Below are 23,412 nucleotides of genomic sequence, written 5' to 3'. Positions count from 1 at the left end.
TTTGCTTCTGAGTGAGCTTGCAGTTGGTTTATTATGTTAAATACTGGTTTGTCGAAGAATTCATCAGATTCTCTAAATCTTTCCTCTCTTCTCTTTTAACCGTCCAACAATAATGATACAAGTCCTCGCAGGGATTTTGAAAAAATGATTTTTGGCTTTAATGAAAATTGGGTTAAAACCTCAAAATCCGATTAATAATTAATATCACCTATACAATTATTCTCTTCATGTTCCCCAAAGCCAGATGGCAGTTCTGGATAGACCGCGGAGGCACATTTACTGATATCGTAGCCCGCAGCCCTGATGGAAAACTGATCACACACAAGCTTCTTTCCGAAGATCCGTGCCACTATAAAGATGCAGCTATGCACGGGATCCGGCAGATTCTCGGACTGCCTGGAAATGCACGCCTGTCCGCTGAAATTATAGATTCCGTGAAAATGGGAACAACAGTCGGTACAAATGCTCTTCTTGAGCGGAAAGGGGAACGGACTGTACTTGTTATAAACAGGGGGTTCGGGGACGCTTTGAGAATCGGGTACCAGAACCGCCCGGATATTTTTGCCCAGAAAATCGAACTTCCGGACCAGCTTTATGAAAGGGTTATCGAAGTTTCCGGAAGGGTCGGAGCCGATGGAAAAGAGCTTGTACCCCTGGACCTCGAAAATGCAAAAAAAGAGCTTGAAGCGGCTTTCAAAGCCGGAATCCGTTCGGCTGCAATCGTACTTATGCATGCATACGGATATCCCGAGCATGAACTTAAACTCGGAAGGCTTGCCCGCGAAATAGGTTTTACACAGGTTTCCCTGTCCCATAAGGCAAGTCCTTTAATAAAACTCGTGAGCAGGGGAGAAACGACAGTAGTGGACGCATATCTCTCTCCTGTACTTCGCAGGTATATTGATATGGTACAGGAATCCCTGGAAGAAGGAAAAGAGGAAAAAAAAAGCGGGGATGAGACAGAAAAAGATAGTGGGGACGGAAAAGAAAACGAAGTTAAAAGAAGTCCCAGGCTTATGTTCATGCAGTCCAGCGGAGGGCTTACCGATGCAGAAGTATTTCAGGGTAAGGACTGCATCCTGTCCGGGCCTGCAGGGGGAATCGTTGGGGCAGTTGCAACCTCGGAAATGGCAGGGGCAAAAAAAATCATCACTTTCGATATGGGGGGTACATCTACGGATGTAGCCCAGTACAGTGGGGAATACGAGCGCAGTCTTGAAACCGAGATTGCAGGTGTGCGCCTTCGTTCTCCTATGATGCGTATCCATACTGTTGCAGCAGGCGGAGGTTCCGTACTTCACTATGAGGGAGGCAGGTTCAGGGTGGGACCGGATTCTGCAGGTTCGGAGCCTGGTCCGGCATGTTACAGAAAAGATGGGCCTCTTACGGTTACAGACTGCAATCTTATGCTTGGAAAATTGTATCCGGAATTTTTCCCGAAGCTTTTTGGGCCCAATGCAGACCAATCTCTTGATGCCGGACTTGTGCGCAGGAAATTCGCAGAACTTGCAGAAAAGGTCTCAAGCGAAGGCAGTCCTCGGACACCTGAACAGGTAGCCGATGGTTTTCTTTCGGTTGCAGTTGAGAATATGGCCAATGCCATCAAGAAAATCTCGGTCCAGCGGGGATATAATATAAAAGAATATACACTCTGCTGTTTTGGAGGAGCCGGCGCCCAGCACGCCTGCCGGGTTGCAGACAGCCTCGGAATCAAAAGCATATTCATTCATCCTTATGCAGGCGTTCTTTCGGCATATGGCATGGGACTTGCAGACCAGAGGCTGATAAAAGAGCGCTATATAGGCACTGAACTTTCAGACACGTTAATAGAGGATTTGAAAACAGTATTTTCCGGGCTTGAAAACGAAGGCCGCCTCCTGATGCTGGGACAGGGAATGCAGGAAGACTGCATTGCCGCGCTTTTTAAGGTGCATATGCGTTATGCAGGCTCAGATACGCTACTGATTGTGGATTTTGCAGATAAGGCCACTCTCAGGAATGTATTTGAGGAAGCTCACAAAAAGCGCTTCGGGTTTGTAATGGAGGACAAAGCCATAGTTGTTGAAGCTGTTTCCGTGGAGATCATCGGGATTAATGAAAGAGTTTCTGACCCTGTGCTGAAAACTGAAATAAACCCTGTTTTTTCCCCCATATCTACGGTTCAGATGTACAGTTACGGAGAATTCCATGAGACGTTGGTTTTCCGGAGGGACGACCTCAAACCCGGAGCCTGTATAAGCGGGCCTGCGGTTCTTGTCGAGAAAAATACTACGATTATTGTTGAAGCTGGCTGGGAAGGAAAGATCACTGAACGAAACCACCTTTTCCTTAAACGGAAGATCCCTCTTCCTGCTCGCACAGCTATAGGGACGGATGCTGACCCTGTAATGCTTGAGATCTTCAATAACCGATTTATGTCAGTTGCCGAGCAGATGGGCTATACCCTGCAGAACACCGCCTACTCGGTAAATATAAAGGAGAGACTGGACTTCTCCTGTGCTATTTTCGACAGGCAGGGAAACCTGATAGCAAATGCTCCCCATATTCCTGTGCACCTGGGTTCAATGGGAGAATGCGTAAAATCCCTTATCCATATGCAATTAAAGGAAATGCGTACCGGGGACGTATACCTCATAAATTCTCCGTACAATGGAGGAACCCATCTCCCTGATATCACGGTTGTTACCCCAATGTTTGAAAGTTCCGGGGAAATTTTGTTCTACCTGGCTTCCAGAGGCCATCATGCAGATGTTGGAGGGATCAGCCCGGGGTCCGTACCTCCTAACAGCAGAATCATTGAAGAAGAAGGGGTGTTGAGCGAGGGCATGAAAATAGTCAAACAGGGCCGCTTCTGTGAAGAAAGGTTAAAGGCATGGCTGGGCTCAGGAAAATATCCTGCAAGAAACCCTGACCAGAATATAGCTGATATCCGCGCACAGATAGCGGCAAATGAAAAGGGCCTTTCAGGACTGCGCAGGATGGTCGAAGAATTTTCCATTGAAACTGTTGAGGCTTATATGGGCCATGTGCAGGACAATGCCGAGGAGGCTGTAAGAAGAGTCATTGACAGGCTTGAGGATGGAGAATTCACATATCTGCTCGATGACGGAAACACAATTAAAGTGAAGGTTACAATTGACCACAAAAACAGGTGTGCTAGAATCGATTTTAAGGGTACCTCTTCCCAGCTTCCAAATAATTTCAATGCTCCCGCTTCGGTTTGTATGGCTGCTGTCCTCTATGCTTTCAGAGTTCTTGTAAAAAGCGATATTCCCCTGAACGCGGGTTGTCTGAGGCCGCTTGAAATTATTATCCCGGAGGGCTCCATGCTCAGGCCAGAGCCTCCCACAGCAGTTGTCGCAGGCAATGTTGAGACCTCACAGTACATTGTTGATGCCCTTTTCGGAGCCCTTGGCACACTGGCGGCTTCACAGGGCACAATGAATAATTTCACCTTCGGAAATGCCGATTTCCAGTATTATGAAACTATCTGCGGAGGTGTAGGCGCAGGCCCCGGATTTCCAGGAGCTGACGCTGTCCATACTCATATGACCAACTCCAGAATTACTGATCCTGAAATTCTTGAAACAAGGTTTCCGGTTTTACTTGAAGAATTTTCCATCCGGAAAGGAAGCGGCGGAGACGGTAAATGTAGGGGTGGAAACGGGGTTGTCAGAAAGCTAAGGTTTCTGAAAGACATGAATGCCGCAATTCTCTCAAGCCACAGGAAATTCCCGCCTTTCGGGCTCAAAGGCGGCATGCCTGGAAAATGCGGAAAGAACACGCTCATCCGCAGTGATGGAAGTGTTCTCGAAGTTGGGGGGCAGGCTGAGGTGAATCTAAAGAGCGGAGACGTTTTTGTGATCGAAACCCCGGGCGGTGGAGGATACGGCGAGAAGAAAAGTCAGGAAAACCGGAAAAAACGAAATAAAATGGAACTGAAATGGAACTGAAATAGAACAAGAATTAATGAAATAAAACTTAATAAAAAAATAAAAAGAAAATAATAAATTTAAAAAGTAGGTTGGTTAAAAAAATGGGCTTATTTCGGAGGGCCGAAATTTCACGTTATAATTCTATAAGTGTATTCAAAGTCTCCGCCAGCTTTTCCGTCGTTATCGCCATCCAGAGCAATCCCCTGTTCATCTATTATTACTCCGCATCCGGTTTCGCTTCCAAGTAAGGTAATTGTTATTTCAGCACCTGACTCATCCATAGGATATTCGCCATAAGGACGGAACATCAGCGTTCTGGACCCTGCATCCAGTAATCCTTCCACAGGCTCTGTTGATGCGGAACTTCTTACTATTACGGTTTCTTTCGTAATGCTTGCATTATTCATAGGCATATCGAATTCGATCCAGATAGGAGAGTCATGCCTGAAAGCAAAGGTCTGCCTGTCAGGATAAATCGACTTTACCTTCGGAGGAGCCTGTCCATGCTTGAAAGGAACGGAAAAAGATTTTAAAACTTCTGGGAGGCACTTACTGCAACAGCACATATGTTTTTTAACAGCATATATAATGGCAGCTCCTGCAAATGCGCCCAGCAGGAATTTACACCATTTATTCATTTTATGCAGTTTTATATCCTCCTTAATTTCATTCCACTTCGAGTTTATGCCCAGCCTTTTTAGCAGCATGTTTTTTAAAAGCGTACATGATTGTAGCTCCTGCAAGCACGCCGAGAATAATTTTTCCGAATTTCATAGTTGAAGACCCCTCACTTGCTTCACTTAATTTTATTTCTTCCTCTGGTTCCACTTCTACTTCTGTATGAGATTTTCCTGACTTAAGTTTATTAAGGAGATACACCCCAAGAGCCAGCTTCGCATATCTATGCAATGCCCCTTTGCTCTTTTGAGAGCCCCCTGCCTTAATTTTCTTCATTAAATATGCGCTTAGTAACAGCTTACCATATCTCTTCATATTCACCAATTTTGCACCCCCTTAAGATTTCCCTGCCGGATAACCCTTATTTCGTCATTTCTTCCGGAAAGGAGAGTAATACAACTTGAGAGTAATTAACTTAATACTCCTGTATTTATCCTATAGCTCACATATTATATAACGGCAACTATACAAAATACTCAATAATTTTTAACTGATAACTGTCTCTGGATACTGTCAGCTATCCTGTGAAAAAACCTGAGATTAATTGAGAAAGGTGAAACAACCCTTATTGAAAAATGTTATAAGTTCTTATTAAAAAATGTTATAAGGCTCGGCAGAGAAAAAATACTTAAAAAACAGTAAGAATGCCAAATTGCGATAAATTCGACTGCAGATCTGGGAGTTCCGGACCTCAACCTGAAGAAACTCCACAGATTGAAGAAACTCATGATAAATGTCCTGTAATAAAGATACAGGATGATAGATCACGAAAGCATTTTGTATTATAGAAAAGAAGATTAAGACCATGAAACAATCAATCGGAGCAAAGACACTTGCATTCCCGACTCCAACCTGGGTTGTCGGCACCTATGACATGAATGGAAAGCCAAATGCCATGACTGTAGCCTGGGCCGGAATCTGCTGTTCGAACCCTCCATGTATCAGCGTATCCTTAAGAAAAGCGACTTACAGCTATGCCGGTATTATGGAAAATAAGGCATTTACCGTAAATATCCCCTCAGAGGATTATGTAAAAGAAGCCGATTACTTAGGTATCGCAAGCGGAAGAGATGAAGATAAGTTTGAGGCAGCCTGCCTGACTCCGGTAAGAAGTGAGCTTGTGCCTGCCCCATATGTAGAAGAGTTTCCGTTTGTCCTTGAATGCAAACTTCTTCACACTCTTGAGATAGGGCTTCACACTCTGTTTGTAGGAGAAATCCTGGACATTAAGGCCGAAGAATCCGTGCTCGATGAAAACAAAAACCCTGATATCGAGAAAATCAGACCTGTTATATACAGCTCAGGGAATAGAAGCTATTACGGCGTCGGATGTAATCTTGGAAAAGCTTTCTCAATTGGAAAAAATGATAAATGAAATGGTAATAAAATAAATTATGGGGTTCAAATTCTACTTGAGGAAATGAAGACTTCCTGTAATCACAAATCTTTCTACGCCTCATCTTCCTCAGGTTTGTTCTATTTTCTGGCAAGAGATTTTTCAGAAACAATAGCAGTTCCATTTTTTCACTGAAATACGAAATTGACTGAATTTTTACCCTCTCCTCCTATCAATAAAGTAACTTTTGAGCCATCTGATAAAGGCTACTGAACTCATTGTTGAAAAGTTTGAGTCTTTGCTATAGTGAGTCCATTCCCAGCAAAAATTCACAATAATATTAATTATTCTCCCAATATGAGGTGTGTCCGTGAGCTATTGATCAATTCCGAAAAAGCAAGTATAGTCCCCTATATTTGAGGAAAATGTAGAGATTCTTGTGCTTACGGTTTTCAATAACTCATGCCCATTACCCAATATGACTAGCTCAAAAATTCATATCATTAACGTGCTCATATCTTATATCCCAGTTCCTTCAGACATTCATCCATTTTAATATCTAGTTTAGTGGATATTTCTCCTAATTCTTTCAATTTCTGGAGAGTTTCTCTAAGGTCAACTGCTTCTATTTCCATAGAAGCATTGATATATAAGGAAATATTCAAGCTAAATTCGTTTTTTTCGATTTCTGAAAAGGAAACATATCTGGAATATTTTTCGATTTCTTTATAGTTTCTGAAAACTTCTATAACTTTTTCAATATTTTGCTCCTTGAGGTAATTTTGCTGTTTGCCTTTTTCATAGTCTTTTTCTGCTCCAATAAAGAGTATTGAATCTTTATGTCTTTCTTCTTTATTTTTATTGAGTAGCAATATAGAAGTAGAAACCGATGTACCAGGGTACATTTTTGGAGGGAGACTTATTACAGCTTCTATAATGCCTTGTTTGATGATGTTTTTCCTTATTTCGCCCTCTTTACCCATGCGGAAGAGCATCCCATTGGGGATAACTACTCCCAATTTGCCTTCTTCATTAAGAGTTGAGATCATATGTTCCAGATAAGCAAAATCTCCTCTGTTTTTGGGAGGAATTCCATAGTGAAACCTATTATAAAGATCGTAATGTGCAACCTCATATCCCCAATTTTTGATTCCAAAACTGGGAGATGATACTATAAAATCAAAATGCATAAGGTGGCTATTACTAAGTAATTGAGGATTCCTGATAAGATCTCCTAACTTTATCTCTGCATCTGCAAATCCGTTTAATAGCATATTCATCTTGCAGAGCCTCCATAGATGGAGATTGCTCTCTTGGCCAAAAAATTTAATACCTGAAGGATCTTTTCCTCTTTGCTTTAGGTATTTTAAACATCCTATAAATGTATTCCCTGATCTGCATACCGGATCGCAGAATTTTGATCCTGCTTTTGGGTTTAAAAGAGAAAAAATAAGATTTGATACACTTTCAGGAATTTCATAATTTGTATCCCATTGTGGCAGATCCTTGCTGGTTTGTTCTATGAGTTCTACAAAAACTTTACCTATAAATTCAGGATCATCTGAGTAATTTTTTAGATTTGGAATCTCTGAAAGCTTTTGAATAATATAGGAGAATATAAGATCTTTTTCATTAGATGCTGCAATAACTATAGAATTTAAATCTATTGATGACAACACCCCATATAAATATGAATTCTTTTCCTCCAGTTCTCTGCAGGCTTCATCGAGTGCACTTCCTAGATTGTATCTTATTCTCTTTAAGGAATGCCATTGAGCAGAGGAAGGGATAATGAGTGTATACTCTTCATGGTGTAATTTAATTTCTATTTCATCCGTTGTCTGAGAAATCAATTTAGTCTTATCTTCAGATATATCTGAAATACACTTTAAGAAAAAAAGTGAAGTTGTGAGGTCAATGATGCTTTGATTAGAGATTTTTCCCTTAAAAACTGATCGAATTTCAAAAATTTGAGAAACTACTTGATCTATATTTCTTTCCACGTTAATCACCTAATTACTGTACAATTATCCCAGCATATTTTCCAGAATTGCATCTGTGGTTTGCTCTCTTAATGAGATCATCTCCTTAAGAATATTGTTTTGTTCGTTTGCAAATGTAATATAGCTCGCAAACCTTTGTTGAATCTCTTTTGGGAGTACAGGGACAGAAATTTCCAGTATTTTCTTCGTGCTTAGTCCTTTAATTGTTAATCCTCCAGATCTTGATTCTAGCTCTATTTGTCCCCTTGGAGAATTTAAATAAGCTGCAATAACTTCAGGAGCTACTTCTTTATTTAGTTCAAGGGCTATGAGGTTTGAGCTAAAAAGTAGACCGTTGATATTCGATCCAGCTACAGCAGCTTTAAATGTTGAACCTCTAATTGTAATCAAAAGATCATTTGTAGACACCTTTTCTTTCCCTCTTATTTTAGTTTCCTCAACCTTTATAGTGTCTAACGATTGGAAGTCCACAGTTCCTCTCTTTATGGATTTTGTGTTTATGAAAGGGACTTCCTCACCTTCGGTGCTTTCATCCTTCTTAGCGTAATAAGAAAATGAAAGTCCAGTTTTCAAATTATTAACTAAGTTTTCCAACGGAATCATTTTGATTTTTTCTTCCAAAATATACCTCCTTGATTGTAATTTCAAATAAAATAGGCTAGTGTAGCGTCAACTGAAAGATATCGTATAAAATCGATTGCAACTATTCAGAATCATTGAATCTTTGATGATTGACGCGACACTAGTTTTAGTAGTAGAATTCTGTTGTATAATACATTATTATTCGATGTGTATTATAATAATTGAGTTATTATTTCTCGTTACTTGAGGAAGTTGGAGTGGGAAAATCGCCCACTCTTTTCTTCTACTTTTGCTATTTATTCTCATGACGGACGCTATGTACTTCTTTTCTACTTGTTGTTTTTTTCATGTACAGATTTGTTGTTAATTTGGGTCTGTTCACCTGTTTTTGATATGAAAAGAAATATTGAAGTTCTAGTCGTACTCGTGAATGTGTTTGCAAGAACTAAATTTGGAAAGTTGAATAATTCTACAAATAGTATTTCAATCAATAGACAGATGGTAGATCCTATAAGTGTCGTTGAATCACTAATTCTCATCGATGTACCTATATCAAATATGTTGATTATCTGCATTGTAATCAAAATGAAATCATGATTTTGCATTATTATTCCAATAACTATAAGGATGGTTAATTTTTCAAACAGGATTATACTTAATCTCATTTTTTGCTCCATAATTTTTGTTAAATTAATTGATTAACTTTTAATATTAAGTAGTTGTATATTAAATATTAAGTAACTACATATTCTCAAATTACTTCATATTAAGTAGGTATTGTACAGAACATTTTATTGCTAGTTAATTACTTCTTATTTAGTAGTTCTCTAGAGAATATAATATGGTACGTGGATATTGTATATAATACTTTCTGACAAAAAATAGTTCAGGATTTGAAGGAAAAATCACTGACCAAATCCAAAAAAACGAGCAAGCCAATCCAAAGAAACTATAACCACACTGAAAAATAATTAATGAGATACCCCTTGACCTTTATTATTTTCCGAACGCTTTTTTTGCCAGGACTTTCCACCCCTTATGATCGTTTCCCTCAAACTTCTCTGCAACAGCTTCGAGCAGGGAAGGGATATCCAGGTGCTGAGGGCATTTTTCAATGCACTGTTCGCATTGCACGCACTGGGAGGCGTAGCCAGGAACATCGCCTCTTATTATTCCTCCGGGTTTTGCTGCATACATAAGTTTTGCTTCTTTTTCGTTGCCTGACAGGTAAAAATTGTCATAGATTTCAAAACAGCCAGGAATATCCACTCCTGAAGGACAGGGCGTGCAGTACCTGCAGCCTGTGCAGCCTGTTTTCATGAGTTCCCTGTACTTTTTTTCCACTTTCTTTACAAGCTGCAATTCGACTTCAGTTAGGGAATTGGGGTGGGCTTCATTTGCAATTTTCAGGTTCTCTTCGATGTGGGACTCCTCGTTCATGCCTGAAAGCACGACCGTGACTTCCGGGCGGTTCCAGATCCACCGAAGAGACCATTCTGCTGGCGTGCGTTTTACAGATGCTTCGCTCCAGATATCCTGAATTTCAGGGGGCACGGGGTTTGTCAGCTTGCCTCCGCGCAGGGGTTCCATGATAATGATGCCGAGGCCCTTTGAAGCGGCATATTCGAGTCCCTCTGTACCTGCCTGGTTTTTTTCATCAAGAAAATTGTACTGGATCTGGCAGAAAGTCCAGGGGTAAGCGTCTACAATCTGTTTAAAATCGTCAATTGACCCGTGAAAAGAGAAACCTGCGTTTATAATGCGGCCGTCAGCCTTTGCGTTTTCAAGAAAACTCACAACATCTAGTTTTTCCATTTTGTCCCACAAAGTACCCACAAGCCCGTGGACCAGATAATAATCGATATGGTCGGTCCTGAGCCTTTCAAGCTGGGTATTCAGGATCCGGTCCATATCTTCGCGGCTTTTCACAGTCCAGGAGGGAAGTTTTGTTGCGAGTCTGACCTTTTCACGGTATCCGTCAGCAAGGGCGTGGCTAAGGAAAGGCTCACTTTCTCCCATGTGGTACGGCCAGGCTGTATCTATGTAGTTTACACCGCGGTCAATTGCGGAGCGCACTTGGCGCGTGGCTCTTTCCTCGTCTATTTTCCCGTCTTTGAGAGGAAGGCGCATGCACCCAAATCCCAGTATTGAAAGTTCGTCTCCGTTCTTTGGAATCCTTCTGTAAAGCATCCACTTACCTCCCTTATTCCTCTGTTTTCCATTTTCTTCTTTGCCTTTAAAATGACGCCATTAACGTAATTATACGTTATCATGACTTTATTAAAGGAATAAAGCATTTTAATTACGTAAAAATAGGATTTGTTGATCCAAAATGTTATTGATTTCAGGTAAAAAATACCTGAGTTCAATGTAAAAATGGATCTTTATTCGTACAAATGAGATTATTTCCAGATAATATCTGCCTGTTTTCTTCCCGGAATCTTCCTGTACTTATATTTTGGATACCCAAAAATCATAGGAAACTGCAATATAAAGCCTTCGGGAATTCCAAGAGCCTCTTTTAATGGCTGATACTCCATTGCCGCTCTATGAAGAAGTCCTGCCCAGCAGGTACCCAGGCCAAATGAAGGAGCCACCAGGTCAAAGGTTGTCAGAGCTATAATACTATCTGTATATCCGAAGGCGTTTTCCGAGTAAGCATATACAAGGCCAGGAGCATTTCTGCAAATGGGATCAAGACCTGTATCAGCCAGAGTAACAAGGACAGGGAAATAATGCTTCAGAGGATGGTCTGCTCCTTTCTCTGCCATCATTCGCATCCAGTCAATAGTAAGCTTTGCAAATTTTTTGATATCTGCTGCCTCAGTTACTACAAGCCACTTAACAGGCTGTGCGTTCATGCCGGAAGGAGCAAAACGGACTGCTTCAAAGATGGCTTCTATTTTCTCTTTCTCAATCGTTTTGTCCTTGAAAGCCCTTATTGTCCTTCTGCTCTGGACATATTTTGCGAGAATGTCAGGCCTAATCTGTCCAATATCAGATGTATCTCCTTCAGGAGGAAATGCCTGGTAATTTGCTGTAATTGAATTTGTGGGGCAGATAGCCTCACAGTGTCCACAGCATGTACAGAAGGCTTCATGCTCGGCTGGAAAGCAAGGAAAACCTTCCTTATCTGGTATAATAACATTTATAGGGCAAACCATGGAACAGATTCCACAGGCTGTGCATTTTTCCAAATTAAAAGAAATAAGGCTCATTTAAGTCACCTAATTTAGTCTCCGCTTACATTATTCTCCTAGTAATCAGATAGCTTTCTCTGAGTTAGCTTTTCTTAAAAAGTTGTTTAGCCATAGCCATCCTTTGCTCCAGGTCAGGCCCCTCCAGTTCCTCTGTCACAGCTTTGAGCAGATCAGGTATTTTCAGACTTTGGGGGCATTTCTCCATACATTGACCACATTCAATACACTGGGAAGCGAATCCTCCAGGCTCACTATTTGTAAATACTCCGCTCATCCTGATTGCATATGTAAATTTGGCCCCATCCGCGTTACCGAACATGTGAAGGTTATTGTAGATACTAAAGCATTCAGGGATATTAACGCCTGAAGGGCAGGGCATGCAGTACTGACAGCCGGTACAACCGATTTTCATGAGCTGACGATATTTTTGCTCAACTCTGCTAACAAGCTGTACTTCCGCTTCGGTCAGGGAATCAGGATAGGCTTCATCAGCTATTTTCAGGTTCTCTTCAACCTGGGACTCCTCATTCATGCCTGAAAGCACAACTGTGACTTCGGGATGGCTCCACACCCACCGAAAAGCCCACTCTGCAGGCGTTCGTTTTACTTCTGCTTCATTCCATATCTCTTCCACTTCAGGAGGTACCGGGCTAGCTAAATTGCCTCCGAGTAGAGGTTCCATGATAATAATACCGAGACCTTTCGAAGCTGCGTATCCAAGTCCCTCAGTTCCTGCCTGATGCTTCTCATCCATGAAATTATACTGAATTTGGCAGAAAGTCCAGGGATATGTATCGACAATCCGCTTAAAATCCTCAATTGATCCATGGAAAGAAAAACCTGCATTGGTAATACGTCCGTCGGCTTTTGCTTTATTAAGGAAATCAGTCACACCAAGAGGCTCAAGTTTATCCCATACTTCTCCTGCGAGACCATGAATCAGATAATAATCGATATGGTCAGTGTTAAGTCTCTCTAATTGGGCATTCAGGAATCGATCCATATCTTCGCGGCTTTCTACGAGCCAGGAGGGGAGTTTTGTAGCAAGTTTAACCTTTTCGCGGTATCCACCTGTAAGGGCTCGGCCAAGGAAGGGCTCGCTTTCTCCCATGTGATATGGCCAGGCAGTGTCTATGTAATTTATGCCATGATCGATTGCAAAGCGCACTTGCCGCGCAGCTCTTTCCTCATCTATTGTGCCATCCTCTTTCTCGGGGAGGCGCATGCACCCAAATCCCAGTATTGAAAGTTCCTCACCGTTCTTTAGTATTTTTCTGTACAGCATCTGTTCTCCTCCTGAGATTTTGAAATATTCTATTTTTTTGATTGAGTTTTTGATGGATTGCTTATTTGTGAGATAAATTGATTCACTAATTTCTCTATATATTTCTCTATATAATCGACTGACCACTCATAAATGGAGTAAAAACTTAATTTTCACTCAGACCTCTCCAGATAATTTGAAATCCGTTCTCTATAAGTTCATTTTTATCTTTCGATAAATTCGAATTAAGGATCAGGTTAACTACAGCCCTGCTGCTCTGATAAAACATCGCTATGGTCAATTCCGGGGAAAAGTCCTTGATTTCTCCTGTTTTTATCCCTTCATTCACAAGATTATGAAGGAAGATATATTCCTTCATCACTTCCTCACGCGTATACTTTGTTATATAAGGAGATGAACAGAATTGTCCGACAAAAAGGAACTCCTCCTGATTGTCTATACCCCAATTGATAAAATTTGACCACAATCTTCTCACTCTTTCCTGGAAGGTACTCTTGCTTTCGATTTCTTTTTCCATACTGCTACTTAATCTACCTTTGACCTCAAAATAAAGGCTATTTATGAGATCTTCCTTGGTAGGGAAGTAGTTGAAAAAGGTACCTGTGGCTACGCCTGCTTCTTTTGAAATCTGCGCAGTGGAGGTACCTTGAAAGCCCCTTTCAGTGAAGAGCTTCAGGGCTGTTTCCATTATGGCTGTTCTCTTGTCTTTAACTTGTTTTTTCATAATTCATCTCTATAATTGACTGATCAGTCAGTCTCTTTGTTATAAGTAGTTTACTATTTTGAGAGCAGAAAGTTTTGTATTAAAGTTTATGTGAATATTAGAAAAATATTTAAAACTTATTTTTGAAAATGACAGGAAACTTATAAAGCCGGCTAACAAAAACTCAGTAAGGAAAGATAAAAATGCCTGTTTATATGATAATTGAAATCACAATTCTGAACTATGAACTTTACGCCAAATATGTCGAAAAAGTTCCGGAAATCGTAAAAAAGCACGGAGGCAGGTATCTGGCTAGGGGAGGTGAAGTGATTCCTATGTTTGGGAACTGGAACCCAGAGAAAATAATTCTGATAGAGTTTGATACCGTGGAAAATTTAAGAAATTGCTTCAATTCCGCGGAATACCTGGAGATTGGACCCTTCAGAGAGCACTCCACTATCACAAAATCAATAATAGTAAATGGATGTTTGCTATCAAAATAATTTATTACTAATTAATTTTTACAGTTTTGGTAATGATAGCAGGGCTTCAAGTAAAAAAAGTTTAGAGAAAGATAGAGCATCTGGTTTTGGGATCAAGTCTAGGTAGATATGAGTTTGGGTGTTGAGAAAAAAGTTTTCAGGCACCCTGTTCCGTATATAATATATTCTCTCATTATCTGTAAAATAACACCTGTAAAATACCTTAATGAAAAATAACGTAATAATTTTCTACTTTATTTCCGGAAATAAAGAGGATGGAGTCAGACGAAATCCTGCCTCCGACACCTCTGATAGATTTTATAAAACGTCCTTAAGGGCTTCTGAGGCTGTATAAACGCTTCCAGCTCCGAAAATGTATTGAGTTATCCTTATTGCCTGCATCACTTCTTCTTTTGTTGTCCCTGCCTGCATGGCCTGCATTGCAAGGAATTTTACCCCATCTGCAGAACCGTTAGCTGCATCCAGAGCCACTGCAATAAGTAATTTGTACTTAAGAGGAATCCCTCCCTCTGCAAACGCAAGCTCGCGTGTATTTTCAAGCAGGGTAAATAATTCAGGGTCCTGATCCATAATAACCTGTAACGGGTTCTCTGCCAATATATCCTCTCCGTTTCGTATTATTCCTAAAAATTTTGATCTTATTTCTATTCTGTTTGTTAATTATTATACTACCAATCAATTTTAAAGCATTCCCTAAGCAGTCGAAAAAGGTGGGAAAATAAGGTGGGAAAATAAGGGAAAAATAACAAGAAAAGACTAAAAACCAACTAAGAAAATTATATAGATACGAAAGCTTGGGGGAATTGGCATCTGATATTTGAGATGGTTTGGAATTTTAGGGGGTCTAAAAACTGGTTTGGGTGTACAAGAAAAGTGTTTATCAGATGCCCTAAATACTAATATTAGTTACTAATATATAATATTATTGATATAATTTTAGTTTGTCGAATTGTGCATAAATATTCCGAATGCCGGATTTCGGCGTAAATATTGAGTTACAATTGCTAAAATACTTGGAAATAGGGAGAACAGCCTCTGAATGAGATACAAAATGAGATATTTTCTTCCAGAAATTTTGCTGATTTACTTTAGCTGATCAATTTCTCCTGCTAGTACTTTGACCTGCGTTTCTGATTAGTGTTTCTCATTTTATTAAGAACTTATATTAACAATTTAGATATACCAAATAATTGGGAGGAATAATGAGGCTTACAAGTGAATTTAAAGACTTTCTTTATGAATATAAGGTAATTCCGCTTGGCAATTGCCTTTATTATAGGTATTGCATCCACGGCTCTTATAAAGTCATTTGTGGATAACGTCATCATGCCAATAATTACGCCTTTTATTCCCGGTGGAGCCTGGAGGACCGCAACAGTTGATCTGGGACCTATAGTTATAAGCTGGGGTGCCTTCCTGGGAGAACTGATAAATTTCATTATTATCGCATTCGTGGTCTTTATCATCGCAAAAAAGGTTCTCAAAGAAGAAAAGGTAGAGAAAAGGTGAGCAGCTGAAACACAATTGGCTGGTCGCATCAAAAGACAATATATTTAAAGAAGAAAAGGCTGGAGTCAAGCAAGTAGGATTTCTGAATTAAGCCCTTTATTCAGAATGTCACCACTTTACTTATTTCCATTTTGACCAGACATAAATCACCTGTATTCAACTGCAGGACGTCAGCAAATTGTGAAGGCACTTCTGCGGTTAGGATTTTATTGTGTCTGGCAAGTTTAACTGTTATTTTTTTCTTTGTTCCTTTATTGATGTTAAGGGAGTTTACTCTAATTCGCAGGTCTACGCTTTTTAAAACTGTACTTCTGGATGCTTTATCATATCCTTCTACCCTGGCGTCGTCAAAAATATTTAACAGGCCAATTAGCTCGGCTACCTTCCGGTTTTTAGGGTTATAAAAAATGTCTTCCAGAGTCCCTAGCTGCTGGACCTTTCCCTTGTGTAAGACAAGAATCCTGTCAGCCAGCAGAAAAGCTTCTTCAAGGTTATGGGTAATGAACAGCAAAGGTATTTCGAGTTTTTTTTGCAAGCTTTTTATTTTTTCCGCAAATTCGGTTCTTATTTCCCGGTCAAGTGCAGAAAAGAGCTCGTCAAGCAGCAGGAGCTCTGGTCCGGGGGCAAGAGCCCTTGCCAGAGCAACTCTCTGCTTTTGCCCGCCTGAAAGCTGAAGGGGTAACGTGTTTCCAGTTCCTCGATGCGAAGAAGGTTCAGCACTTCCAGAACCCTTTTCTCTCTGGTTTCTTTTTCCCAACCTTTAAGACCGCATTCTATGTTCTTTTTCACATTCATATGGGGAAACAGGGTATAGTTCTGGAAAACATAGCCCAGATTGCGCTTCTGGATCGGCAGATTAACTTTTTTGTCTTTGTCGTAGAAAATTTTACTGTCCACCGTTATTTTTCCGTCATCAGGCTCCGTGATTCCTGAAATGCATTTGAACAATGTGGTTTTTCCGGATCCTGACGGCCCGAAAAGTACAACAAGTTCGTTTTCCATTTCGAAGCTAACGTCCAGAGTAAAAGCTTTCCTGTTTTTTCTTTTTCTACCACTTTCAGCTTCATGATAACATTTTCTAATGTCGACCTTGACACCCAAGCTTATACCTCGAACTTTCCTCTGCTGGCAATTTTCCCGGTCAGAGCAATGGACAGCAGGGACATAAGGATCAAAACTAAAACCATTATATTGGCAAGTTCGTTGTTACCTGCTTGAAAAGCGCTGTATATTGAAATCGACATTGTGTTCGTTTTTCCCGGGATATTTCCTGCAAGCATAAGGGTTGCTCCGAATTCTCCGACAGCCCTTGCAAAACTGAGCACCAATCCTGCCAGTATGCCCCTTTTTGCAAGAGGCAATGTTATTATCAGAGCGGTTTCAAGCTCACTTCTTCCAAGAATGTATGCTGCATATTCAAGTTCCTTATCCACGATCTCGATGGCTGCTTTTGCGGTTCTTACCATGAGAGGAAGGGAAACCGTATAAGCCGCAATAACTGCTGCCTGCCAGGTAAACATGATTCCGGTCCCCAGAACATCGAACATCAAGTGTCCAATAAACCCGTTTTTCCCTACCAATATGACCAGAAGATAGCCAATTACAGTAGGTGGAAGGACTAGAGGAAGTGTTAGTAGCAGTTCTGCAAGCTCTTTTCCCCGGAAATCACGCCTTGCAAATATATAAGCTATGACTACGCCGCTGCACAGTACGAGGAGGGATGATATGGAGGCTATCCAGAGCGTTATAGATAAAGGAAACCATATCTGGTCCAGCATAGAGATCATGTCTAATTATATTACTTGGATATGACTGTGAATCCATACTTTTTCAGTATTGTCTGCCCTTCTTCTCCGGTTACGAAATCAAGGAACTTCTGGGCCTCTTCTTTGTGCTCAGACGAGGAAACTACAGCTATCGGATAATTTACCGGAATACTAACAGGCACACTGGCAACAATTTTTACAGTTCCTGGTTGTGCAGTCTTTGCATCGGTCGTATATACAAAACCTGCATCCACTTCTTCTCTCTCCACATATACAAGGACCTGTTTTACGTCCTCGGCAAGTACCAGTTTATTTTCAAGCTGACTCCACAAGCCCGCTTCCGTCAGTGTAGTGCGCGAATAGTTGCCCACTGGGACTGTATCCGGGTTTCCAATGCTGATTTTCTGAATATTAGGATCTACAAGGTCTTTTATGCTAGTTATATTAAGGGTACTGGCTTCAGGTACAATAATCACGAGTGAGTTGCGAGCAAAGTCTTTTCGCGAACTGTTCTCGATAAAGGTTTCATTGCCAAGTGTGTTCATCTGACCTTCGTCAGCCGAAGCAAAAACATCGACAGGAGCTCCTCCTTCTATTTGCATACGCAGGTTCCCTGAGCCTCCAAAGTTCAGGTTCACGTCAGTTCCAAGATTTTCCTTTTCAAACCTGGAAGCAATGTCCGTGAAAGCTTCAGTAAGGCTGGCAGCTGCAGAAACGGTTATAACTTCAGGCACTGCTGTAGTTGGAGTTACTGCTGTAACTGGAGTCTCAGTTGCATTTGGAGCTTCACCTTTATCGCCAGTGCATCCTATTGCAAGGAATACACTGAACAATATTAACAAAATAAGCAATTCTTTTCTCATCATTTACCTCCTCTTAACTATAGTAATATCACATTATGAACAGGGTGTTATGTTTGACAAGACATAACGGTTTTCTTTCTTTACTTTAATAGTATAAGAAGATTTCCGGTTTCAGTCTCAAAAAGGGCTTCGTAGCCTGGATTTATTATTTTTAAATAAATAGCGCTTTATACCGTGATTTTAAGGAAATCAGTTATTTCTGAAAGATCCTTGTAATATCTTCAAGGCTTCGTATTCCTGCCGATGACCGAATTATTGAAGGCAAAGGCCTGGTTGTTGACGAATAGGCAGTGACAGGGGAATCAAATCCTTTAAGGAAAGATTCTGAGTACGAGATTGCAATAGTATGGCTTGCCAAAATGGTTGCACTGACTGTAATAATGACAAACATTCCCATTATTTTTCCTATATTCAAAAGAACCTATTTTCCCTTTCCGATATTTTTTCATGAAGGAAAGATTTTAAGCAAATTTTCAGTAATAGAAAATGTTTAATTTTTAAGTTTTAATTTTCTTTTTTTAATTTGATATTTTTGTATAATATTATACCAATCACTTTTCATTCCTTTATGCAAAAGGCCCAAAGGAAACACTATTTCGCTGAACTAATTTTATTCATTAACACCTAGTATCGTGTCAATTATCAAAGATTCAACGATTCTGAATAGTAGCAATCGATTTTATACGATATTTTGCTGTTGACGCGACACTAGAAGCGCCTGCAGACCTGTGGACAGCAGTTCGATGAAGGAAGCATAAAGCCCGTTAAATCTTTAGATTTAGCGAGTAGCTCACAATAGATACTGAATTATGGGGGTTAGTGTATGAACAGAAAGAAATGCAATCTATCGTTAGATGAGCTTTTGAAGTTTGAAGAGGTAATGGCAGCCGGGATTTTCAGCCCTGAGGGAAAACTTGTGGATTATAAATCCAAGGACGGAATGCCAAAAGAGATGGCTGAGATGACCGCCAAGTTCTGCGGAACCGTGAACATGATACTTGATACTCTGGCAAGTGCTTACAAACAGCTTTATAAGATGAACTGGCTACCTTAGCATAACTGGATGTACAGTGGCGGCGATTGGACCATTATGATCTCGGGAACAATGGGCGTTTTCGTCGAAAGCTCCAAGGCGGATTTAAAGCAGCTTCTTAAGGCATTGGGAATGTGTTAACGCTTAATAAGCCTGGCTGACCATCCTCGGTTAGCTAAAGTTTCGAACATAAATAAACTTAATTCACTCTAGACTTTACAACCACGGAAAAAACTTACAGCCATGAAAAATTGTGCCCATGTTACATGTCATGAAACAGCAGTACCGCTAAAAAATAAATTTCCATCGTCTTTTTTTTATACCATTACTTACATAGTTAATAATTGGTCCATAGGGTCAGTCCCTGATGTATGAAGAAGACGTACAAAGAAGATATATAACTTAAATAAGTAGTAACTTGACTAAGGTAACTTAACTGAGTAATGACTTAAATAAGTAGTAACTTGACTAAGGTAACTTAACTGAGTAATGACTTAAATAAGTAGTAACTTAACTGAGTACAGAACTAAATTACATAAAATTGGACCAGGCCTTATGGATCACTTTTGAAGACTCTTAAATGCTTTCGCAGTAAATCGATTCCTTGTTAATTTCGCTTGATTCCTTATTAATTTCGCTTGTTCCTGAATAACCCTTTTCTCTAATTATATTACCAGGCTCTCGGTTTTCTCTTTTGTTTCCCTTGCAGATGCTGTTGGCTTAGTTTTAGCTTTCTAACCCCTGTTCACACCAGCAGACTGCAGTCGTCCTTTAAAAAAATCGAATGAATAGAAACCTGATGATCAGCTTTCAAGCCAATTATTATTTCTGGTTATCAATAGAGATAAATTAATACTGCAGCTCTTGTCTGTCTCCCTTTTCCCATTCCATGCCTTTATCTTTGTTTTATATTACTATTTATAGTATATTATATTGGTTTTTATTTTATCATAATTATCATTACCTATCAAAAACCACAGTTGTGAGATCGCAGTCTGTCAGTAGTAAATATATATTAATATTATAACGTCCTCAAATAATCTGACTATATAGGGTATAAGGAAAATCTATATATGTCTGGAAGACAACTATAGTATGTCGATAAGGAAAGCAATCGACCATAAGTAATAGAAAACTAAATACAAGTTAGAAAGAGGTGATAAAAAATGGAAAAACTAAGGAATTTAATTCTCGAAAACGTAGCAATGTTCAATGAAGCGTTCCCGAACAGATTCTGCCATAGTCCGGATGTCATTTCCGCAATCTCGTACGACTATCAGTTCACTTACGGACAGATTGAAAACGAGATCGAGAAGATGGTCCATGAAGGGGTTCTTGATGCGGAACTCTCAGACTGGTGCGAAATAAAGCTCTTGTAAGAAGCTTGCTACCTTTCGAGTAGAAATTGAAGAAATGGAAATCACAAACCACCGTATGACAACATAAAGGACTAACTGAGAAATAATGGATTAGACTAAGTATTTAAGTATTTAGCCGAATGTTCAGTCACTTAGTTAAGTATTTGGCCATTGAGCCAGGTGTTCAAATAGGATAAAGAAATATATACGGCGATAATTTACATACAGCGTAAATTCACTCTAAATTTCGCAAGTAGCTAAATTCTTTTTCCCTAAAACCTTTTAATTCTGAACAATATCCAGAAGCGGGCATTTTGCATAGCTGCTTTTTTTCTGATAATATCTTTTGGCATGTTCCACAAGCAGGGCATGGAACTCCTGATACACTGCCAGATCGTTGGGCAAATTTTCTTCAAATAAGGCTTTAATTTCACTGTAATTTGCTTTTTTATCATTAAGGCCCAGGTTTGTTACTATTCTTCTCGTATAGCTATCAACGACAAATGAATGTTGTCTGAAGGCATACAGCAGGATCGAATCTGCAGTTTCCGAGCCTACGCCTTTTAAAGAGAGAAGTTCTTCCCGAGTTGGTGTTCTGCCTCCAAGTTCGAGAAACCAACAGGCAAGGGCTTTCAAGCGCATCGTTTTCTGGTTATAATATCCTGCGGGTTTGATAGCTTCTTTAAGGGTTTCAGAGTTAAGGGAGATTACAGCTTCAGGGGAAAGAGCATTTAGACGTTTCAGGTTAAGAAGAGCCTTTTCAACCTGCATCCAGCTCGTATTCTGGGTAAGCAGGGCTCCGCAGATAATCTCAAACTGCTGGTTCCTGGTCTGCGGGTAGGTATAGTCGGCAGGATGATATCCCAGGGTAGACCCCGTTTTTGCAGGATTCGTCCCTCTGGCTTCATGAAGTTCGGTTAGAGGCCACCAGCCCTGTGGGCCGTAAGTGGCAAAGAGACAGTCGTAGATCTTCCTGATAACAGGCTTGACCGTTTTTTTTTCGGAACTGAGGTTTTGAGCACTCTTTTTCATTTTAACATATCATATTCAAGAAATAGTTTAAAACTCTTCTATTCCAGTACTTTTTATGTGTTTTTATTTTTGAATTTCCCTCAATATTTCTGAATTAAAAAAATATAAAAATTTATTTCTTGATTTGTAATTACCTCTATTCCCTGTCCCTGTATACTTCCTGAGATATCCTTTTAACCTGATAGGATTTGCAGTTAAAAATATTTCCTGCCTTTTTAACTGTTCCTCCATACCTTAACTGTTCATTCATACCTCAATGCGTCCACAGGTTTCAGTTCAGCAGCATTCTTTGCAGGCACGAGACCTGCAATCAGTCCCACAATTATAGAAACCAGGGTTGCAGTCACTGTGCCTTTCAGGCTGAGAGCAAATTCAAAGGGAACTTTCATCTGAATTGAAATTAGCAAGAGAATCACCTGGACTGCAGCTGTCCCAAGGAGAATTCCTATAATTCCACCCACAAGACTGATCATTGCTGCGTTGCAGAGAAAGATGAGCATGATATCTTTATTCTTTGCTCCGATGGCTTTCATAATCCCTATTTCTTTAGTTTTTTCAAGGACAGACGTAAACATTGTATTCGCAATCCCTGTAGAACCTACAAGTAGGGAAATCCCTGCAATAAACGCTAGGAATGCTGTAAGGCCGTTAATCAGCTTTCCGGTGCTCTCAATCGTTTTTTTTGGAGAATTTATATAGAAGTCCTGGGTATCTTCGGTAACTCTTCTCGAGCGCCTTAATTTGCGCTCGATTTCTTTAAGGGCTGCATCATAATCCGACCCTTCATCGAGTTTTATTTCTATGCTGTCGTAGATTTCCCGTTCCCTTTCAGGCATATCCTCATCACTATACGAAAGGGAATATACATCCTTGTAAGGCATATAGATGCTGCTCCCGAAAAGTCCTTTCAGGCCCCCAAGAAGCCCTTCATCTTTTTCAAGGATTCCGATTACCCTGTAAGATCTGCCATTGAGGAGAATCATCTGGTTGAGCCGGATTTCTTGCTCAAAGGTATCATTCGAAAGTTCTTTTGATATTATTACAACTGATTTGTCTCCGGATTTTAACATCCTCCCCTGTTCTACCTTCTTATTTGTGAGCTTGGGCCAGAAATTAGGGTCCACACCTTTGACCCCGACAGAAGTTGTCTCACTTCCGAATGTCAATTCTGCTCCGCCTTCAACATTAACATTAATATACTCGACATCTGGAATGCTCAGAAGAGTGAACACATCCGTTTTTGTTAGCTCTGCCTCTGTTACGGACTCAGGCTCTATGGAATCAGAATTATTGGTTTCAGATACCTCTTCAGTCTCTTCAGTAACCTCTTCAGTTTCTGGGGCTACCTCCTCAGTCTCTGCAGCTACCTCTGAACTAACTTCTGTATCTTTCACCATTTCTCCGTCCTCATTTACTTGAAATGGAATCGAGGCCACTATTGTAATAGTGTCGCCTCCAAGCCCCTCCAGAGTTTCGGTTACCTGCTCCTGAAAATACTCTCCTGTTGTGACGATTGCCATTACCGAGGCGATACCTATGATCACCCCTATGATTGTCAGCCAGCTCCTCAGTTTATTGGCTTTAACCATGTTAAAGGCAATTTTCAAAATTTTTTTCGATTTCATG

21 protein-coding genes and 2 pseudogenes are annotated in these 23,412 nt (G+C 40.2%); 6 read left to right on the top strand and 17 right to left on the bottom strand.

What is annotated here, in order from left to right; all coding sequences use genetic code 11:
* The first annotated feature begins 227 nt into the window (after window positions 1-227).
* Complete coding sequence (locus tag RG963_RS07860; protein WP_310575713.1) at window positions 228-3,953, top strand: hydantoinase B/oxoprolinase family protein; 3,726 nt, start codon at window positions 228-230, stop codon at window positions 3,951-3,953.
* Between the two features lie 110 nt (window positions 3,954-4,063).
* On the opposite strand, the gene RG963_RS07855 is transcribed toward RG963_RS07860, so the two are convergent.
* On the bottom strand, window positions 4,064-4,573 hold the full coding sequence (locus RG963_RS07855; RefSeq protein WP_310575712.1) for an Ig-like domain-containing protein: 510 nt from the start codon (window positions 4,571-4,573) through the stop codon (window positions 4,064-4,066).
* A gap of 28 nt (window positions 4,574-4,601) precedes the next feature.
* The gene (locus tag RG963_RS07850) at window positions 4,602-4,928 is read right to left on the bottom strand and encodes a hypothetical protein (protein ID WP_310575727.1); all 327 of its coding nucleotides are present in this window, start codon (window positions 4,926-4,928) and stop codon (window positions 4,602-4,604) included.
* Window positions 4,929-5,418: 490 nt separating this feature from the next.
* Here RG963_RS07850 and RG963_RS07845 point away from each other — a divergent pair, with 490 nt between their 5' ends.
* Window positions 5,419-5,988 (top strand): flavin reductase family protein, encoded by a 570-nt coding sequence (locus RG963_RS07845; RefSeq protein ID WP_310575711.1) that lies wholly within the window; start codon window positions 5,419-5,421, stop codon window positions 5,986-5,988.
* A gap of 473 nt (window positions 5,989-6,461) precedes the next feature.
* Here RG963_RS07845 and RG963_RS07840 read toward each other — a convergent pair whose 3' ends face one another.
* The 6 genes from RG963_RS07840 to RG963_RS07815 form a co-directional block, all read right to left on the bottom strand.
* Entirely contained in the window at window positions 6,462-7,952 is a 1,491-nt protein-coding gene (locus tag RG963_RS07840; RefSeq protein WP_310575710.1) for an N-6 DNA methylase, read from the bottom strand.
* A gap of 24 nt (window positions 7,953-7,976) precedes the next feature.
* Window positions 7,977-8,573: a restriction endonuclease subunit S gene (locus RG963_RS07835; RefSeq protein WP_310575709.1), complete on the bottom strand. Its 597-nt coding sequence runs from the start codon at window positions 8,571-8,573 to the stop codon at window positions 7,977-7,979.
* A gap of 957 nt (window positions 8,574-9,530) precedes the next feature.
* Window positions 9,531-10,724: an aldo/keto reductase gene (locus RG963_RS07830; protein ID WP_310575708.1), complete on the bottom strand. Its 1,194-nt coding sequence runs from the start codon at window positions 10,722-10,724 to the stop codon at window positions 9,531-9,533.
* A gap of 212 nt (window positions 10,725-10,936) precedes the next feature.
* Window positions 10,937-11,752, bottom strand: a complete 816-nt coding sequence (locus tag RG963_RS07825; RefSeq protein ID WP_310575707.1) for a nitroreductase family protein — start codon at window positions 11,750-11,752, stop codon at window positions 10,937-10,939.
* Between the two features lie 64 nt (window positions 11,753-11,816).
* The gene (locus RG963_RS07820; protein ID WP_310575706.1) at window positions 11,817-13,019 is read right to left on the bottom strand and encodes an aldo/keto reductase; all 1,203 of its coding nucleotides are present in this window, start codon (window positions 13,017-13,019) and stop codon (window positions 11,817-11,819) included.
* Window positions 13,020-13,164: 145 nt separating this feature from the next.
* Window positions 13,165-13,743, bottom strand: a complete 579-nt coding sequence (locus RG963_RS07815; RefSeq protein ID WP_310575705.1) for a TetR/AcrR family transcriptional regulator — start codon at window positions 13,741-13,743, stop codon at window positions 13,165-13,167.
* Window positions 13,744-13,937: 194 nt separating this feature from the next.
* Here RG963_RS07815 and RG963_RS07810 point away from each other — a divergent pair, with 194 nt between their 5' ends.
* Window positions 13,938-14,225 (top strand): DUF1330 domain-containing protein, encoded by a 288-nt coding sequence (locus RG963_RS07810; RefSeq protein ID WP_310575704.1) that lies wholly within the window; start codon window positions 13,938-13,940, stop codon window positions 14,223-14,225.
* A gap of 297 nt (window positions 14,226-14,522) precedes the next feature.
* On the opposite strand, the gene RG963_RS07805 is transcribed toward RG963_RS07810, so the two are convergent.
* A complete protein-coding gene (locus RG963_RS07805; RefSeq protein ID WP_310575703.1) occupies window positions 14,523-14,822 on the bottom strand; it encodes a carboxymuconolactone decarboxylase family protein in 300 nt (99 codons plus the stop codon).
* 660 nt (window positions 14,823-15,482) lie between these two features.
* Here RG963_RS07805 and RG963_RS07800 point away from each other — a divergent pair.
* A complete protein-coding gene (locus RG963_RS07800) occupies window positions 15,483-15,734 on the top strand; it encodes an MscL family protein (protein WP_310575702.1) in 252 nt (83 codons plus the stop codon).
* 100 nt (window positions 15,735-15,834) lie between these two features.
* On the opposite strand, the gene RG963_RS07795 is transcribed toward RG963_RS07800, so the two are convergent.
* From RG963_RS07795 to RG963_RS07775, 5 genes and pseudogenes are all read right to left on the bottom strand, one after another.
* Window positions 15,835-16,269 (bottom strand): hypothetical protein, encoded by a 435-nt coding sequence (locus RG963_RS07795; protein WP_396654696.1) that lies wholly within the window; start codon window positions 16,267-16,269, stop codon window positions 15,835-15,837.
* Window positions 16,270-16,383: 114 nt separating this feature from the next.
* Window positions 16,384-16,736 (bottom strand): annotated as a pseudogene (locus RG963_RS07790) (ATP-binding cassette domain-containing protein); the annotation flags it as partial.
* Window positions 16,737-16,837: 101 nt separating this feature from the next.
* Entirely contained in the window at window positions 16,838-17,521 is a 684-nt protein-coding gene (gene modB / locus RG963_RS07785; protein WP_310575700.1) for a molybdate ABC transporter permease subunit, read from the bottom strand.
* An 11-nt stretch (window positions 17,522-17,532) separates the two neighbouring features.
* The gene (gene modA, locus RG963_RS07780; protein ID WP_310575699.1) at window positions 17,533-18,366 is read right to left on the bottom strand and encodes a molybdate ABC transporter substrate-binding protein; all 834 of its coding nucleotides are present in this window, start codon (window positions 18,364-18,366) and stop codon (window positions 17,533-17,535) included.
* A 190-nt stretch (window positions 18,367-18,556) separates the two neighbouring features.
* A complete protein-coding gene (locus tag RG963_RS07775; RefSeq protein WP_310575698.1) occupies window positions 18,557-18,760 on the bottom strand; it encodes a hypothetical protein in 204 nt (67 codons plus the stop codon).
* 426 nt (window positions 18,761-19,186) lie between these two features.
* Between RG963_RS07775 and RG963_RS07770 the strand changes: the two are divergent.
* Both RG963_RS07770 and RG963_RS07765 read left to right on the top strand, forming a co-directional pair.
* Window positions 19,187-19,537 (top strand): annotated as a pseudogene (locus RG963_RS07770) (DUF2173 family protein).
* Window positions 19,538-20,562: 1,025 nt separating this feature from the next.
* Window positions 20,563-20,775, top strand: a complete 213-nt coding sequence (locus RG963_RS07765) for a hypothetical protein (RefSeq protein ID WP_310575697.1) — start codon at window positions 20,563-20,565, stop codon at window positions 20,773-20,775.
* A gap of 261 nt (window positions 20,776-21,036) precedes the next feature.
* Here the strand turns inward: RG963_RS07765 and RG963_RS07760 are convergent, their stop codons facing one another.
* The 3 genes from RG963_RS07760 to RG963_RS07750 all read right to left on the bottom strand — a co-directional run bounded on the left by RG963_RS07760 (window position 21,037) and on the right by RG963_RS07750 (window position 23,411).
* Window positions 21,037-21,786: an endonuclease III domain-containing protein gene (locus RG963_RS07760; RefSeq protein ID WP_310575696.1), complete on the bottom strand. Its 750-nt coding sequence runs from the start codon at window positions 21,784-21,786 to the stop codon at window positions 21,037-21,039.
* 63 nt (window positions 21,787-21,849) lie between these two features.
* Window positions 21,850-22,017 (bottom strand): hypothetical protein, encoded by a 168-nt coding sequence (locus RG963_RS07755; protein ID WP_310575695.1) that lies wholly within the window; start codon window positions 22,015-22,017, stop codon window positions 21,850-21,852.
* Between the two features lie 11 nt (window positions 22,018-22,028).
* Window positions 22,029-23,411: an ABC transporter permease gene (locus RG963_RS07750; protein WP_310575694.1), complete on the bottom strand. Its 1,383-nt coding sequence runs from the start codon at window positions 23,409-23,411 to the stop codon at window positions 22,029-22,031.
* Between the last annotated feature and the right edge of the window lies 1 nt (window position 23,412).

The sequence above is a fragment of the Methanosarcina baikalica genome (assembly GCF_031461075.1).
GTDB classification, from domain to species: domain Archaea; phylum Halobacteriota; class Methanosarcinia; order Methanosarcinales; family Methanosarcinaceae; genus Methanosarcina; species Methanosarcina baikalica.
Note: the sequence above shows the minus strand (reverse complement) of the source record. Positions and strands in the feature narration are given on the sequence as shown.